Raw genomic sequence first — 15,012 nt, 5'->3', positions numbered from 1 at the left:
GGAGGCGAAGCAGCTGGCCCGGCTGCAGCCCCGGCATGCGCGCAAGACGCGGCGGAAGAAGCGGCGCAAGTTCCGGAAGGGCGACACGGCGTAGCCCGTGCCACCCGACCGGCGAGGCCACGCCTGCCATCACCCCACGAATCGCGCGACCGCGTCGTCGATGAGCGTGAACAGGCGCCCGTCGTCATCGCCGTTGATGCGCCCCAGCAGCTGCGTGCGCCACTCGGCGGGAATCCAGGCGGTGCCGTGCGCGGCCCCCATGGCGCCGCCCACGATGCTGGCGATGGTGTCGTTGTCGCGCGTGTCGTTCACGGCCACCAGCAGCGCCTCGCGCGGGTCGTGCCCGTGCTGCGCCACGATGTGCAGCACGGTGGGCACGGTCTCCAGCAAAAAGGCCCCGCTGAACCATTGCTGCGCGGCGTCGCGCACGGGGGTGCCGCGGGTCACGGCATCACGCACGTACGTGTGCAACAGCTGCGACAGGCTGCCACGCCAGTGCTGCAACGGCCCCGCGGTCACGCGGGTGTCGTACTGCTGGCCGTCGTCGAGCACCCGCAGTACTTCGGTGTAGGTGTCCAGCCACTCGATGGGCGTTTCGGGCAGGTCGCCGTTGAGCAGCCGCCAGAGCAACGCCACCCACGCCACGCTGCTGGCAATGGCGAGCGGTTCGTTGTGCGTGACCGCCGTGGCCAGCGCGGTGTCGGTCCAGAGCGCCGTGCCCCCGGTGCGCAGATGCGGCAGCAGCATGGGCGTGATGCGCATGAGCGCACCGTTGCCGGCGCTGTACTGCGTGGCCTCGTACCAGGGCGCACCAGTGCGCAGCGCGTTGCAGAAGTCGCGCGTGGCCTTGCCGATGCCGAAGATGCGGTCGTTGGCAATGCGGAAGGCCAGTTCGTCGGCGTCGAGCGCGCCGTCGTGCAGTAGCTGCTCGATGGCGCGACAGGTGAGCTGCGTATCGTCGCTGGGTGTGCCCGCCGGCTCGCCATTGGCGTAGCGGCTGGGCAGGTACCCGGTAATGCGGCCGTGCTCGGCCTCACGCACGGCAGGGAGCATGCTCTCCGTGCGATTGCCCAGCGCGTCGCCAATGGCCACACCCAGCAACATGCCGCGCACCCGATCGGCCAGGTCGGGCACCTCGAGCGGGTCGATGGGCGGGACCGGGGGCAGTACGGCGAGGCGGGCGGGGTCGAGCTTGAGGGACCACATGAGGGCTTGGTGCGGGGCGTGGGCGATGTGGAAACAGCAGACGGGAGGAACTACAGACGGCAGACGGGAGGCTACTCGGTGGGTCAGCGATCGCTGGGGATTCGCTGGTGAATGTCCGCTGCAGGGTGGAACACGAACGCCTTGCCTTGCTTCGACTGGCGGAGCAGGCCGAGTTGTACGAGACGCAGCAGGTCGCTGCGCGCCGTTTCGTAGCTGGTCCCGTGTGAGCGCTGGTGCGAGGCCACGGTGTACCGGGCAAACTCGGAGGTGAGCGCGTGGCGGACGAGCGCGAGCTGCCGCGGGTTCAGGCCATCGAGCGAGGCTCGATGCACGAGCCGTTCAATGTCGTGAAGCTGGCGCGCCTTTCGGTGCAGATACTCCTCGAGATCATCAATGGCCCGACAGAGCACGCGAAGCTGGTACAACAGAAAGTAGGTGGCATCGTTGTCGTCGGTCTCGGCGTACAGGTACGCGCGCGCATACTGTCCGCGGGCCTTCTTGAGGATCCGCGAGATCGATACGTACTCACACAGCCAGTAGCCGGCCCGCACCATGGACCAGTAGAAGAGAGCCCGCGCCGTTCGGCCGTTCCCGTCGACGAACGGATGATCGTATGCCAGCCACAGATGCAGAAGGATTGCCCGGACCACGGGATGCACGAACTCGCTGTCGTTCGTGCCGTTCGCGAAATCACACAGTGCACGCATGCGGTCGCCCAACACGTCAGCCGTGGGCGGTGTGTGCAGTACGACGCCCGTCTCGTCCTCGATGACGATATGCTCATCGGCGGTCCGCAGACGACCGGCGGCAGACTCATCATCGAGGGTGCCCCCGGTGAGTGTGCGCTGCAGTTCGAGGAGAAACTCTGGTGTGAGCGGGGCGTGCACATGATGGCGAACGAGGAGCATGCCCTGATAATTGTTCAGGATCATGCGCTCGCTTCTCGTGAACGGCGGACGTCCGTTCTGGATCATGTCCTTCGCGACGTTCCGCGTCGTCGAGGCCCCTTCCAGCTGACTCGAGGTAATGGCCTCTTCGACGATCGACTTGAAGAGATAGGTCTCCCTCGTCGCGGGATTGGTGATCGGTTCCGTTCCCACGAACGCCCCGCTCAGGTTACCCGCCGCGTCCCGATCCACGCGATGCAGCATGGCGAGCGCCGGCGCCGGCAACGCGACCTTGAAGGGTCGCTGCCGAGTGTCCGTGAGGGGGAGCGGGCGAGCCAACGCGTTCCTCGCCGACTTGACGGCGAACCATTGTTCCTTGGCGCTGAAGTCGGCGCGCGGCGGCGCGTGCCGGAACGTATCCCAGTGCCGGTACTTCCCACCGGGCGCCGGCCCGAGATCGAGGGAAAGCAGCTCCTGCAGCCGCTGGGCCCCGCTTGGGGCGGCCAGCAGTCCAGACAGAACCTGATGGAGGTCGGGCGGCGACAGCGGGACTTTCATCTTGGATCCTAACTTTCTACTAACTTTGGTGGAATTGGTAGAAATATAGGGGATCCAGGGGCCCATGTCGCCGGCGATTCCCTGTTTTCTACCAGTTTCACCAAAGGTAGTAAAACAACGGTCAAGCTGACCGACTACGATGACGCGAGCAGCTCCTCGATACTCTCCGCGGTAGCCTCAAGCACGTTTTCCAGCCCTTCCATGGTGTGGTCGCCCATGTGGCCAATGCGGAAGGTGCTGCCCTTGAGCTTGCCGTAGCCGCCGCCAATCACGAAGCCGCGCTTCGCCACGCCCTTCACGATGGCGTCGGGGCTGAGCGACGGGGGGACACTCACGGCGGTCACGGTGTGGCTGCGCGCGTCGTCGGGGGCGTACACGCAGAACGGCTCCCCCACGCGCTGCCGCAGCTCGTGCACCCAGCTGTGGGTGTGTTCGGCCATCTGCGTGTGCCGCTCCCAGCGCCGCTCGATGGTTTCCTTCGTGATGCGCTCGCCCTGCACGGCGGTGGCATACAACAGGCTGAGCGCCGGCGTGTTGGGGGTCTGGTTCTTGTGGATGTACTGCTCGAACTCCACGAGATCGAAGTACAGCCCGCGCCCCTCGGCCAGGCCGGCCGTGGCGATGAAGCGCTCGCTGGCCACGCCAAAGGCGAGTCCCGGCGGCAACGCGAGTGCCTTCTGCGAACCGGTGAGCACGAAGTCCAGCTCCCACGCGTCGGTTTCCACGGGCACACCGGCCAGCCCGGTAACGCTGTCCACCAGCACGGCGCAGTCGTAGCGGTGCGCCAGCTGCGTGAGCGCCTGAATGTCGGTGAGCGTGCCGGTGCTGGTTTCGCTGTGCACCACGGTGAGCGCGCTGTACGGCCGCGCCTCGAGCGCCGCTTCCACCACCTCGAGCGGCACGGGACGGTGCCAGTCGCCGCCAATGATGGTGGCGTCCCGCCCGCAGCTGTGCGCGATGTTGGCAAAGCGCTCGCTGAAGGCGCCGTTCACGAGGCAGAGGATGGCCCCCGGCCGCGCGCAGCGAATGGCCGCCTCCATGAGCCCCGTGGCGCTGCTGCTGCTCACGTACACCGGCCGCTGCGTGCGGAAGATGGGCTTGAGCCCCGCCTGCACGCGCGCGAACAGCGCCTCGAACGCCGCCCCGCGATGCGGCAGCATGGGGCCGGTCATGGCCGCCAGCACTTCGGGGCGGACTTCGGTGGGGCCGGGGAGGAAGAAGGTGCCGAACGGTGTCATGGAGACGGCGGGAGACTGCGTCATGGGAACGGCGTCATGTGGTGAACTTCGTCATGGTTACTGCGAGAGCGGCAACTGCGGGTTGCCGCGGGAGACTACGTGAACAGCAACTCCCGCAAGGCTTCGAAGCTTGGGGCCTCGGCGTCGGCCACGGCGACCACCTTCTCTCGGCGGGCCACGCGGGTGTAGGCGAAGAAGCGGTCCACCACGCCGCGCACGGCGGCGTCGGTGCTGCCGTCGCCCACCATGGCCACGGGTGTGCGCAGCTGCAGGCGCTGCACGGTGAGGGGCTTGCCCTGCTGGGTGGCCAGCGGCTGCTCGCCGTCGAGCAGGCTGAAGGTCCCGTCGGCGTGCTGCGCGAGGCTCACGGCGTGTACGCGATCGGCGGCCACGCCCAGCTGCAGCGCCAGGGGGATGATGCTGGGGCGCAGCCCGCCGCTGAGCAGATGCACGTGCACGCGCGCGGCGTGCAGCTCGAAGATGAGTTCACGCGCGCCGGGTTCGATGGCGTGCTGGTACGCATTGGCCAGCTGCAACAGCTCCGCGGCGGTGGGGCGAATGCGCTCGAGCCGCCGCGTGTACACGGCCTCGAGGGGCATCTCGCCGGCCATGGCGCGCGCGGTGAGCTCCTCGCATTCGCGCGCCACCTCGGCACCGCGCAGCGCGGCGAGCCAGTCGATGCCCTCGATGGCGGCCAAGGTGGAGTCGACGTCGAAGATGACAGTCTTATACAGCGGTCGGGACACGAAACGCGAACGAAGGGGGAAGGGTGTCAGGGCGCAGGGCGAAGGGGGCAACCACGCAGGGGGTTCTGCGCTCCCTACCCCAGGACGTTGCCGGGAGCCAGCAAGCCGTAGGGGTCGAACTCGCGCTTCACGGCGCGCATGAGGCGCTGCTGGGCGTCGCTCATCTGCAGCGGCAGCCAACGGCGCTTGAGCTTGCCAATGCCATGCTCGGCGGCCACGGTGCCGCCCATGGCAATGACGGCCTTGAGGGTGGCGTACACCACCTGCTCGATGCGCTTCAGTTCATGCGCGTCCTGCGCCACGAAGTTCTGGTGCGGGTGCCCGTTGCCGGCGTGGCCGTAGGCAATGCCCAGCGGAATGCCCGCCTCCACGGCAAAGTTGCGCGCGATGTGCAGCGCTTCGGCCAACCGCGGGTAGGGCACGGCCCAGTCGGTGCTGACCTTGCGCCCGCCAAAGGGACGCCGCGCGGCGCCACGTTCGTTCATGGTGGCGGGCACGGCGTGCCGCATGCGACGCGCCTCCAGCTGACTGGCGGGTGAGTCGTACACGCGAATGTCCTCGGCCATGGCGGCGTGCGCCTCGGCCAACGCCAGCCACTCGTCGAGCGGCAGCTCCTCCTGCGCATCCTCCTGCGCGCCGGTTTCCTCCACGTACACCATGGCGCGCGCGTCGGTGGCCCAGCTGCTGCTTCCTTCTGCGGCGCGGGCAATGTCCATGGCGCCCTGATCGAAGTACTCGAGACAGCGCGGATGCACGGCGGTGCTGCGGCGCGCGCTCACCACGAACGCCAGGGCATCGGCCTCGTGCGCGAAGGGCACGATGAGCCCCAGCACTTGCTGCGGCAGCGGCTGCAGCGCGAACTCGGCCTCCACCACCACTCCCAGCGTGCCCTCACTTCCCACGAACCACTCCACGGGGTCGTGGGCAATGGGATAGCCCACGGTGTTCTTCTCCAACTGCGGCCGCCGCAGCTGCAGCGTTTCGCCGCTGGCCAGCAGCACGGTGAGCGCGCGCACGTGCGGGCCGGTGGCGCCGTAGCGCAGGCTGCGCGCCCCGCTGGCGTTGCAGGCAATGGCGCCGCCCACCGTGCACTCTTCCTCGCTGGTGGGGTCGGGGGTGAAGAGCAGCCCCTTCGCCTCGGCGGCGCGCCGCACATCGGCCACAATGGCGCCGGCGCCTACGGTGATGCACCGCCGGTCGGTGTCCACGTCACCGATGTGACTGAAGTTGCGCAGCGACAGCAGCATGCCGCGGTCGGTGATGCTGGCGCCGGTGGTGCTGCTCTGCCAGCCGGCGGGAGTGACGCAGGTGCGGGTGCTCGTGGCTTCCTCGAGGATCTCACGGAGTTCATCGACCGACGACGGACGGGCGACGGACTCGGGGATGAGTTCGAGCCCGGAGGCATCGCGGGCATGCGCGAAGCGGACGTCGTGGTCGAGGGAGAGGTGAGACACGGAGAGACGAGACGTGAGACGTGAGATGTGAGGGGAAACGGCGTTATGGATGAACGGCGTTATGAATGGACAGCGTTATGGATGAACGGCGCTATGGATGGACGGCGTTATGGATGGACGGCGTTATGGATGGACGGCGTTATCATGGACGGCGCTATGGGTCATGGTTACGGCGCGAGCATGACGGCGGGTACCGACGGTTCCTACTCGTCGCGGAACTGCACGACGCTGGCGGTGAGCACATCGGGGAGTTCGAGCAGCGCCTTGCGGGTCACTTCGCTCACTTCCCCGTCCACGCTCACGGCGGCGAGGGCATCACCGCCCTGCGCGAGGCGTGCCTGGTGATACTCGGCGATGTTCACGTGCTGCTCACCCAGCAGTGTGCCCACGCGGCCAATGACACCGGGCACGTCGTGGTTGGTGAGAATGAGCAGTGTTTGCCGCGGGTTCACGTCAATGTGGAAGCTGCCGATCTGCGTGAGGCGCGGCGTGCCGCCCTCGGGGGCGGTGCCGGTCACGGCCAGCTGCTGCATGCCGCCGGCGAGCGCCACTTCGATGGTGCGTGCGCCCAGTTCGTGGCTTTCGCCCACGCTGAGTTCGAGCCCGCGGGTTTCGGCGAGGGAGCGCGCGTTGATGAGATTGAGCCGATCGGTTTCGATGACGCCCTCCAGCACGCCGGCGGCGGCGGCGGCGAGCAGTGCGCCGGTGCCGTGAGCGAGATCGGGGCTTACCCGCAGCGCCACGCGGCGCACGGCGCGCATGCCCTGGTCGGCGAGCACGGCGCGGGCCACGGCGGCGGCGCGACGCACCACCAGCATGGCCGGCTGCAGGTCGCCCCACTCGCCGGCGCCACCGGCCACGTTGATGCTCTTGGAGAGATCGTTGCGCAGCAGCGCGTCGCGCACCGCCAGGCACACGTCACGCGATACGTTGCGCTGTGCCTCCACCGTGTTGGCGCCGAGGTGCGGGAGCAGGATGAGGTTGGGGGCGCTGCGCAGCGGCGAATCGGCAGCGAGCGGCTCGGCCTCGTACACGTCGAGCACCGCGCCACGCAGCTGATCGCCCTGCAGCGCCGCCAGCAGCGCCGCTTCGTCCACGATGCCGCCGCGCGCCATGTTCACCACCACGCTGCGGTTGGGGAGGCGCGCGAGTTCCCGCTTGCCGATCATGCCGCGCGTTTCGTCGGTGAGCGGCACGTGCAACGTGAGCACGTTGGTTTCGGCGAGCAGGGCATCGAGGCTGGGCGCGCGGCGCACGCGCAGGGCGGTGAAGCGCTCGTCGGCGATGTAGGGGTCGTAGGCCACCACGGTCATGCCGAAGGCGTGCGCGCGCGTGGCCACTTCGCTGCCAATGCGGCCGAGTCCCACGATGCCGAGCGTCTTGCCCTTGAGCTCGCGGCCCAGGAAGCTGTTGCGATCCCAGCGGCCATTCTCCATGACCTGCTGCGCGCGCGGCAGTTGCCGCAGCAGGCCAATGGTGGCGCCGAAGAACAGTTCGGCCACCGCCACGGTGTTGCCGGCGGGCGCATTGATGACGGCAATGCCGAGTGCGGTGGCCACGTCGATGGCGACGTTGTCCACGCCCACGCCGGCGCGGCCAATGACCTTGAGCTTCGTGCCGGCCTTCAGCAGCTCCGCGCTGATGCGCGTGGCGCTGCGCCCCACGATGGCATCGTAGTCGGGAATGCGCGCGAGCAGCTCGTCCTTGGGGAGCGTGGGCACTTCGTCCACCTGCAACAGCGGCTCGGCGGCGAGCAGGGCGAGGCCTTCCTGATCGACATCATCGGTGACGAGAACGCGGAACATTGTTGGGGGCTGAAGGACGGGCGACGACGAACGTCGAAAGGTACTGCGACTGAGATCGGGGATGTCGGATGGATGCCGGAGGCCAGATGTTCGGAGGCCAGATGTTCGGAGGCCGGATGAATGCCGGAGGTCCGAGGCCGGACGGTTGTCGGAAGTCCGAGGCGGGACAGCGTACCTCCCCCTCCGGCTTCCGACCTCCGAACGCGGTATCCCAATTCGGACCTCCGGCATTCATCCGGCTTCCGACCTCCGACCTCCGACCGTCCGATCAGTCCGACCTCCGACCGTCCGACTGTCCGACCGTCCGACCGTCCGACTGTCCGACTGTCCGACTGTCCGACTGTCCGATCCCGCTCAGAGACCCAACTGTCTCCGCAGCGCGTCGCGCAGGGCCACCACGGTGTCATCGGAGGCCGCCGGCGAGTCGTCGCGCACGTGCAGCTCCACGCCGTCGGCAATGCTGATGCGTCGCCAACTGGCTACCGGGTTGGTGTTCTTGCGCACCGGGTCGAGCTGCAGTGACAGCGCGGGCGCAAGTGACGCGGCCACGCGCCGTTCGAGCGCATCGCCGGTGGTCTCCTTCATTTCCACCTTGATGGCGTCGAGCGTCTGTCCTTCGCGCTGACGGATCTTGATGGCCAGCAGCTGCAGTAGATGCCGGTAGCCGTAGGTGGCGGCGGTGCCGGCCCCTTCCGGGCGGTCGAGCAGTCCGTTGGCCACGTAGAAGCGCACCGCACGCGCACTGGGCGTGGCCCGTGCCGACGCGTTGGTGGGCTTCACGCCGGCGCTGTCAACGAGCGCAGCCGCGTGGGCCGCGAGTCCGCGCGCGTTCCACGGAGCATGGCGCGCGTGGGCGCGCAGGAGGGGGACGGGAGACTCGGCCATGAGAGAGGCAAATATACTTGCCTTTCCCCGGGTGTGGGGCGGGGCGTTATACGGCGGCGACGGTACGGTGGGCGAAGTCCTTGAGCACCGCGTTGAAGACGTGCGGTACTTCTTCGTGCGGTAGATCCCCAGCCTCGAAGGACACGAGTTCGGCCTGCGGCGCGCGGCGCATGACCTGCGCGGCCTCCGCGTACGGCGTCTGGCTGGCCCGTGTGCCCCAGGCAATGAGCAGCGGGCATTCCACCTGCGCGATGCGTTGGCGGATGTCCCAATTGAGCTGCATGCCCACAAAGGCGGCGGGAGCGAAGCGCGCGTTGGGTTGGTTGGCGCTCAGCCAGTAGAGCTGTTCCGTTTCGCGATCGAGGCCGAAGGCGTAGATGTCCTTGAGGAAAAAACGGATGCTGGGGTGCGAGACGAGCGCCTTGAAGAGGGCCGCGCCCACGACGGGCGTGCGGAAGGTGCCCTGAATGGCGCCAAAGGGCATGCCACCCTGCGTGATGAGGCGCGACACGCCACCGGGGCCGATGGCTACGACGCCACGCACGAGCTGCGGGTGGTCGGCGGCGATGGCGATGGCGTAGGTGGCACCGAGCGAGCTGCCCACGAGCAGCGCCGGCTCGCCGACCACGTCCACGAGGAAGTCGTGGATGAGCTGCAGGTAGAGCTGCGCGGTGTAGCGCAGGGGTGGCCGGTCGGAGGCACCGAAGCCGAGCAGGTCGAGGGCGTAGCTGGTGTGCTCGGTGAGCGCCGGGACCGTGCGTCGCCACTCGGCGTTCCACGCGGCGGCGTGGATGGAGTGGATGAAGACGATGGGGTCGCCGTGGCCGTGCACCACATAGGCGACGCGGTGGCCGCGCCAGACGTAGATGCGGCGCTCGCCCCCCAGCGGATTGGGGAGCGGCGATGTGGCGGAGGCACGCATTTCGTGTGGCATGTGACGCTCGTGGTTGGTCGACATGCCCCCTCCTGAATGCACGAATCGCGCTGATCCTGTGCCGACTCGCCTGGCCGCCCGTGTGACACTCCCCAGTATCACCCACCACCCACCGGAACGACCAGACGATTGTGTCGGCACGATCGCGCGACCGTGCCCGCCCCAGGAGGGCGGTATTCGAGTTGTGAGGCTGCAGAGGCTCTGCGGCCCGGACTCAGGCGTGCGCTGTGTTACTCCTTGAGGCTGGTCGCGAAGGCGGTACGCACTCCCACGGATGACGCATAGTTCGCAATGGTGGCGAGATCCACGGGCTTTTCCAGGAAGTGCAGCGCGCCGAGACGGAACGATGCCTGACGATTGGAATCGTCGGGGTACGCGGTCAGGACGAGCACCATCGCATCGGGGGAGAGCATGCCGGCAAGGGCCATGACCTGCAGCCCGCCGTCCCGCTTTCCGCCAAGGCGGAGGTCGGTCACGATCAGATCGAAGCGCTGCGTGCGCAGCTTTTCGAGTGCCTCAGGAAGGAGCTCAGCTGAATTGACCGTGTTCCCATCCACTTCGAACAGCTCGACAAGGACATCGCGGATACTCTGTTCATCCTCGACGACGAGCACGGCCTTCGTTGCAGCTTCGGTCTTCATGCCGACCTGTAGTGCGAGAAGCGGGCCGCGCGGTGGCACGGTGTGGCAAGTTGTTCAATTAGAGACTTTTGCGAGCATACGGGCTCACAAAGGTGATGTTTTGGGATTGTCCGGTAATCGGTCACACCGGCTCGAGTGTGCGGATTTCGGGCGTTTGAATTTCGGAGGGGCGGGGGAACTGATCGTCGGAGGCGCGGAGACACGGGGTTTCATGTGGTGAGGGCATCCGGGGGCCACCATCACCGCCAGCGGGAGCCGCTCCGTGCCTCCGTGGCTCCATGACTCCGACGAGCCGTTCACCCACCTGCCGCCCACCCAAGTGTATGCGTAGCAGCGGTTTGCATCACGTAATGAAGAAAGGAACCAGCACGTCCACCTTTCTCCCTACTCCAGGCCGTAGCGCTTGAGCTTTTCGAGCAGGGTGGAGCGGGCGATCCCCAGGGCCTTGGCGGCGGCGGAGCGGTTGCCGTTGGTGACGTCGAGGGCGGTGCGGATGGCGTCGCGCTCGGTCTCTTCGAGGGGGCGGACCCTGGCCGAGGCGGGTGTGGGGGCGGCCGGGGCGCTGGCGCCGGGGAGCCCCAGGTGTACCGCGTCGATGGGGGCGGAGCCGGCGAGGATGGCGGCGCGCCAGAGGGTATTCTTGAGTTCGCGGATGTTGCCCGGCCAGCGGTATGCGCGCAGGGCATCCTGGGCGGCGCGCGTGAGCGAGTGTCCCTTGGGGAGGAAGCTCTGGGAGAGCACGAACACTTCCTCCGGGTTGGCGCGTAGCGGCGGCAGGGTGAGGGTGAGCACCTGCAGCCGGTAGTAGAGGTCGGCCCGGAAGCGCCGCTCGGCTACCGCTTCGGCGAGCGGCTGGTGGGTGGCGGCAATGATGCGGGCGTTGGAGCGCAGCGTGGTGGTGCCGCCCAGCCGGCGGAAGGTGCGCTCCTCGAGCACCTTGAGCAGGCGGGGCTGTACCTCCTGCCCCATCTCGGCGATTTCGTCGAGAAACACCGTCCCGTCGCCGGCCACTTCCAGCAGCCCGCGCTTGGCCTGGCGCGCGTCGGTAAACGCCCCTCGTTCGTGGCCGAACAGCTCCGACTCAAAGAACGTCGTGGAGAGGGAGGCGCAGTTGATCTCCACGAAGGGCGACTGGTTTCGTGCCGAACGTTCGTGAATCTGCCGCGCCACGAACCCCTTGCCGGTACCCGTTTCTCCCTGCAGCAGCACCGGGGCGTCGGCGTTTTGCGCCGCCAGCACGATGAGCTGCTCGAGGGTGGGGGCGAGCGACACCTTGGCCGGTTCGTCGGCGCGGCTTTGGGCCCGCAGCACCGCCACCTCCTGCTTGAGGCGGCCGCGGCGGGCGGCCCGTTCGACGGCCCCGGCGAGCGCCTCGAGGTCCATGGGCTTTTCCAGCAGGTCGGCGGCGCCATGCTGCATGGCCTTCACCGCGGTGGCCACATCGGCGTGCCCCGTGAGCATGATGACGGCCAGCTCGGGGTCGTCGGCCAGCAGCGCATCGAGCGCCACGATACCGTGCGCGTCGGGGAGCCGCAGGTCGAGCAGCACCACGTCGGGGGCGTGTTCGGCGGCCAGCTGCCGGCCGGCCGAGGCGGTGGCGGCGCCGCGGGCGGTATAGCCGAAGGTCTCGAAGAATTCGACGAGGGTGCTGCGGACGGTTTCGTCGTCGTCGATGACGAGGATGGAGAGGATCACGGGTCAGGCGACCGGAAGCGGCGGTGGCGCGTGAACGGCAGTCCGGGCTTCAACAGCAGACGGCAGACGGCAGGAACTACAGTTCGCAGACGGGAGGAATAGGGAAATCGGGCGCGGCGCGGAGCGCACGCGCCCGACATTCCGCATCCCTGCAGTCTGCCTACTGTGGTTCCTGCCGTCTGCCGTCTGCTGTTCGTCGCCGTACCCGCTGTTCTTCCTCACGAGATCCCCCCCCTCACGTCGCCGCCGTCGCCGGCAGCGTGAGCGTGAGCGTCGTGCCCTGCTCCGGCTGCGAATCGATGCTGATGGTACCGCCGTGTTCGTCCATGATGCGCTGGCAGAGGGCGAGGCCAATGCCGGTGCCACCGGCCTTGGTGCTGTAGAAGAACTCGAACACGTGCGGCAGCACCTCCGCCGGAATGGACGGGCCGCCGTTGGTGAGGCGGCAGCGCCACCCGCCCACGGGGGAGACCTGGCTGGCCAGGATGAGCTCGGACCCTTCGGGGGCGGCGTCGCAGGCGTTGACGAGGATGTTGCGGAACACCTGCCCCAGCTGCTCCGGGTCGAGCATGCTGCGTACCGGCAGCGCGGGACGGGTGCGGCGGATGGTGAGGCGATGGGTGTCGAGGCGCGCGCGCTCCCCCTCGAGGATATCGTCCCACACCACTTCGGGGTCGGCGGGCTGCAGGTGCACGGCATTGGGGCGGCCGAACTCCAGCAGGCTGGTGACCATCTTGTTGAGTCGTTCCACCTCGCGGAGAATGCGCCCCACGTTCTTTTCCACCACCGGGTCCTCACGGGCCCGGAAGCGCAGCAGCTGCGCGGCCGACGAGATGCCGAAGAGCGGATTGCGCAGCTCGTGCGCCACGCCCGCCGCCACCTCGCCAATGGCTTCGAGGCGCCGCTTGGACTCCACCCGGCGCACCAGCCAGGCGCGCTCGATGGCCACCGCCGTTTGCGCGGCGATCACGGCGAGCACGCGCTCGGTCTCCTCGATGGCGCTTTCCGACTCGAGGGGTTCGGCGTAGAGCGTGAGGGCCCCCAGCACCCCCTCGGCGCTCACCAGGGGGGCGGTGATTTCGAGGCCGTTGGGGGTGGCCTCGCGCACCACGTTGCTGGTGGCGAGGGCATCGAGCCAGGCGCGGGTGAGGCGCAGCTCGATCTCCTCGGGGGTATAGGCGGCGTACCCTTGCCGGTGCGCGATCTCGAAGCGGCCGCTTTCGTCGTCGGCAATGGCGATGACGAAGCCGGTGCTGGGGATGGCGCGCTTGAGCTGGAGCGCCACCTGCTCGTAGACGCGGTCGAGGGCGATGGCCTCGGCGAGCGCGATGCCGGTGTTGATGAGCGCTTCGCGCGACCGGTGACTGGGGGTGATGTCGACGGTGGCGAAGACGAAGCCGGTGACCCGCTCGTCCTCGCGCAGCGCGGTGACCTGCATGAGGAACACGCGCTCTTCGTCGGGCGCGCTGCAGGGGAACTCCCAGCGCACGGAGGTGACCTGTCCGTCGCTGAGCATCTCCATGGCCCGGGCGATCTGCTGCCGCGAGGCCTCGTCGTTCGCGCTGTCAAAGACGGAGCACCCGATCACCGCCGCTTCGGGCGCGATGTCGGGTGCTCCATTCTCCTCGGCAAACCGAGACCAGGCGCTGTTTGCCGCAGTGATGCGTCCTTCGAGATCGACCGACCAGATCGTGAAGGGGAGGGCATCGAGCAGCCGTCGCGAGAACGACGGCTGCCCGTGGGTGGCACTCACCGGCCACTCACCGACGCTTCGTCCCCTTCTTGGCGGCCTTCGTGGGGGCGGCCTTCTTGGCCGCCTTGGCGGGGGCCTTGGTCGCCTTCTTGGGTGCCGCCTTCTTGGGGGCGGCCTTCTTCACGGCGGCCTTCTTGGGGGCGGCCTTCTTTGCGGGCTTGGCCGCCTTCTTCGCGGGCTTGGCGGCCTTCTTGGGCGCCGCCTTCTTGGCGGGCTTGGCCGGCGCCTTCGCCGCCTTCTTGGGGGCGGCCTTCTTGGTGGCCTTGGCCGGCGCGGCCTTTGGCGCGGCCTTTGGCGCGGCCTTTGGCGCGGCCTTTGGCGCGGCCTTGGTTACCGCCTTCTTGGCCGCCGGGGCCTTGGCGGGCGCCTTGGCCGCCGGGGCCTTGGCGACGGGCGCCTTGGCAGCCGGTGCCTTGGCCGGTGCCTTGGCCGGTGCCTTGGCCGCGGGTGCCGCAGCCGGCGCCTTGGGGGCCTTGGGGGCCTTGGGGGCCTTGGCCGGCTTCTCGGCCGCGGGGGCCGGGGCGTCGGCGGCCGGTGCCGGCGCCGGCGCTTCGGGTTCCGGAGTCGGGGTGTCGACCTTGGGCGCTTTCTTCGCCTTGGGGGCAGGGCGCGGGGCGCCTGGATTCTTGGGCGGACGGCCGGGGCCACGACGCACGATGGGGCGGCCGAAGAGGTCGTCCTCGTCGTCCTCGTCGTCGATCAGGCCGTCGTCCTCGAAGCCGTCGTCGTCCTCGTCGTCGTCGTCCTCGTCGTCGTCGTCGTCGGTGCTGTCCCACAGCGAATCGCCGTCCTCCGACGGGAGGCCGTAGCCGTCATCGTCGTCATCTTCGTCGTACGACGAGCGTCCGTAGCCCCCCAGATCATCCATATCGTCGTCGATCAGATGGAGCTTCTCCAACTCGTCGCCACGCCGCATGACGCCTCCTCTTGAGCGCTGTACAGGACCGGATCGGGCGGGCGGAAAGTGCCCGCGAAAATCACCTGCTCCTAGTACACATACGCGGGCGCACAGTCAAGCCCTGGCCCGGCGAACGACGCGGGAAACGACGCGGGAAACGACGCGCGAGCGACCACGCGCTGGCAGGAACGCGTTGGCACGAACGCGATGGCACGAACGCGTTGGCGCCAACGTGGAGGACCGCGGGCGCCTACGCGGGTGACGACGCGTGGCAAAAACGGGGGTCGGGGGTGGCTGGCTGCGCCAGCTGGG

Annotated in this window: 12 protein-coding genes; all 12 read right to left on the bottom strand. The window is 68.4% G+C overall.

The window, feature by feature from the left end:
* Positions 1–129 precede the first annotated feature (129 nt).
* Entirely contained in the window at positions 130–1,206 is a 1,077-nt protein-coding gene (locus LW840_RS17515; RefSeq protein ID WP_291277476.1) for an ADP-ribosylglycohydrolase family protein, read from the bottom strand.
* A gap of 83 nt (positions 1,207–1,289) precedes the next feature.
* The gene (locus LW840_RS17510) at positions 1,290–2,651 is read right to left on the bottom strand and encodes a Fic family protein (protein WP_291277475.1); all 1,362 of its coding nucleotides are present in this window, start codon (positions 2,649–2,651) and stop codon (positions 1,290–1,292) included.
* Between the two features lie 134 nt (positions 2,652–2,785).
* Complete coding sequence (locus tag LW840_RS17505; protein WP_291273427.1) at positions 2,786–3,913, bottom strand: alanine--glyoxylate aminotransferase family protein; 1,128 nt, start codon at positions 3,911–3,913, stop codon at positions 2,786–2,788.
* A 71-nt stretch (positions 3,914–3,984) separates the two neighbouring features.
* Positions 3,985–4,635, bottom strand: a complete 651-nt coding sequence (locus LW840_RS17500; protein WP_291267564.1) for an HAD-IB family phosphatase — start codon at positions 4,633–4,635, stop codon at positions 3,985–3,987.
* A 74-nt stretch (positions 4,636–4,709) separates the two neighbouring features.
* Positions 4,710–6,089, bottom strand: a complete 1,380-nt coding sequence (locus LW840_RS17495) for an FAD-binding oxidoreductase (protein WP_291273428.1) — start codon at positions 6,087–6,089, stop codon at positions 4,710–4,712.
* Positions 6,090–6,292: 203 nt separating this feature from the next.
* The gene (gene serA / locus LW840_RS17490; protein ID WP_291260448.1) at positions 6,293–7,894 is read right to left on the bottom strand and encodes a phosphoglycerate dehydrogenase; all 1,602 of its coding nucleotides are present in this window, start codon (positions 7,892–7,894) and stop codon (positions 6,293–6,295) included.
* A 354-nt stretch (positions 7,895–8,248) separates the two neighbouring features.
* Entirely contained in the window at positions 8,249–8,779 is a 531-nt protein-coding gene (locus tag LW840_RS17485; protein ID WP_291267566.1) for a MerR family transcriptional regulator, read from the bottom strand.
* A 46-nt stretch (positions 8,780–8,825) separates the two neighbouring features.
* On the bottom strand, positions 8,826–9,737 hold the full coding sequence (locus LW840_RS17480; RefSeq protein ID WP_291260450.1) for an alpha/beta fold hydrolase: 912 nt from the start codon (positions 9,735–9,737) through the stop codon (positions 8,826–8,828).
* A gap of 206 nt (positions 9,738–9,943) precedes the next feature.
* A complete protein-coding gene (locus LW840_RS17475) occupies positions 9,944–10,354 on the bottom strand; it encodes a response regulator (protein ID WP_291260451.1) in 411 nt (136 codons plus the stop codon).
* A gap of 384 nt (positions 10,355–10,738) precedes the next feature.
* Positions 10,739–12,049: a sigma-54 dependent transcriptional regulator gene (locus LW840_RS17470; protein WP_291277474.1), complete on the bottom strand. Its 1,311-nt coding sequence runs from the start codon at positions 12,047–12,049 to the stop codon at positions 10,739–10,741.
* A 235-nt stretch (positions 12,050–12,284) separates the two neighbouring features.
* Complete coding sequence (locus LW840_RS17465; RefSeq protein WP_291260453.1) at positions 12,285–13,802, bottom strand: ATP-binding protein; 1,518 nt, start codon at positions 13,800–13,802, stop codon at positions 12,285–12,287.
* A gap of 7 nt (positions 13,803–13,809) precedes the next feature.
* Positions 13,810–14,718: a hypothetical protein gene (locus LW840_RS17460; RefSeq protein WP_291277473.1), complete on the bottom strand. Its 909-nt coding sequence runs from the start codon at positions 14,716–14,718 to the stop codon at positions 13,810–13,812.
* Between the last annotated feature and the right edge of the window lie 294 nt (positions 14,719–15,012).

Source organism: Gemmatimonas sp., assembly GCF_021298855.1.
In the GTDB taxonomy this organism is placed as follows: Bacteria; Gemmatimonadota; Gemmatimonadetes; order Gemmatimonadales; family Gemmatimonadaceae; genus Gemmatimonas.
The sequence above is the reverse complement of the archived record's forward strand: the minus strand, read 5'-3'. Positions and strand labels throughout refer to the sequence as shown.

Coding starts and splice junctions, on each gene's coding strand:
- LW840_RS17515 (WP_291277476.1), bottom strand. CDS start 1,206: ATGTGGTCCCTCAAGCTCGACCCCGCCCGCCTCGCCGTACTGCCCCCG.
- LW840_RS17510 (WP_291277475.1), bottom strand. CDS start 2,651: ATGAAAGTCCCGCTGTCGCCGCCCGACCTCCATCAGGTTCTGTCTGGA.
- LW840_RS17505 (WP_291273427.1), bottom strand. CDS start 3,913: ATGACGCAGTCTCCCGCCGTCTCCATGACACCGTTCGGCACCTTCTTC.
- serA (WP_291260448.1), bottom strand. CDS start 7,894: ATGTTCCGCGTTCTCGTCACCGATGATGTCGATCAGGAAGGCCTCGCC.
- LW840_RS17485 (WP_291267566.1), bottom strand. CDS start 8,779: ATGGCCGAGTCTCCCGTCCCCCTCCTGCGCGCCCACGCGCGCCATGCT.
- LW840_RS17480 (WP_291260450.1), bottom strand. CDS start 9,737: ATGTCGACCAACCACGAGCGTCACATGCCACACGAAATGCGTGCCTCC.
- LW840_RS17475 (WP_291260451.1), bottom strand. CDS start 10,354: ATGAAGACCGAAGCTGCAACGAAGGCCGTGCTCGTCGTCGAGGATGAA.
- LW840_RS17460 (WP_291277473.1), bottom strand. CDS start 14,718: ATGCGGCGTGGCGACGAGTTGGAGAAGCTCCATCTGATCGACGACGAT.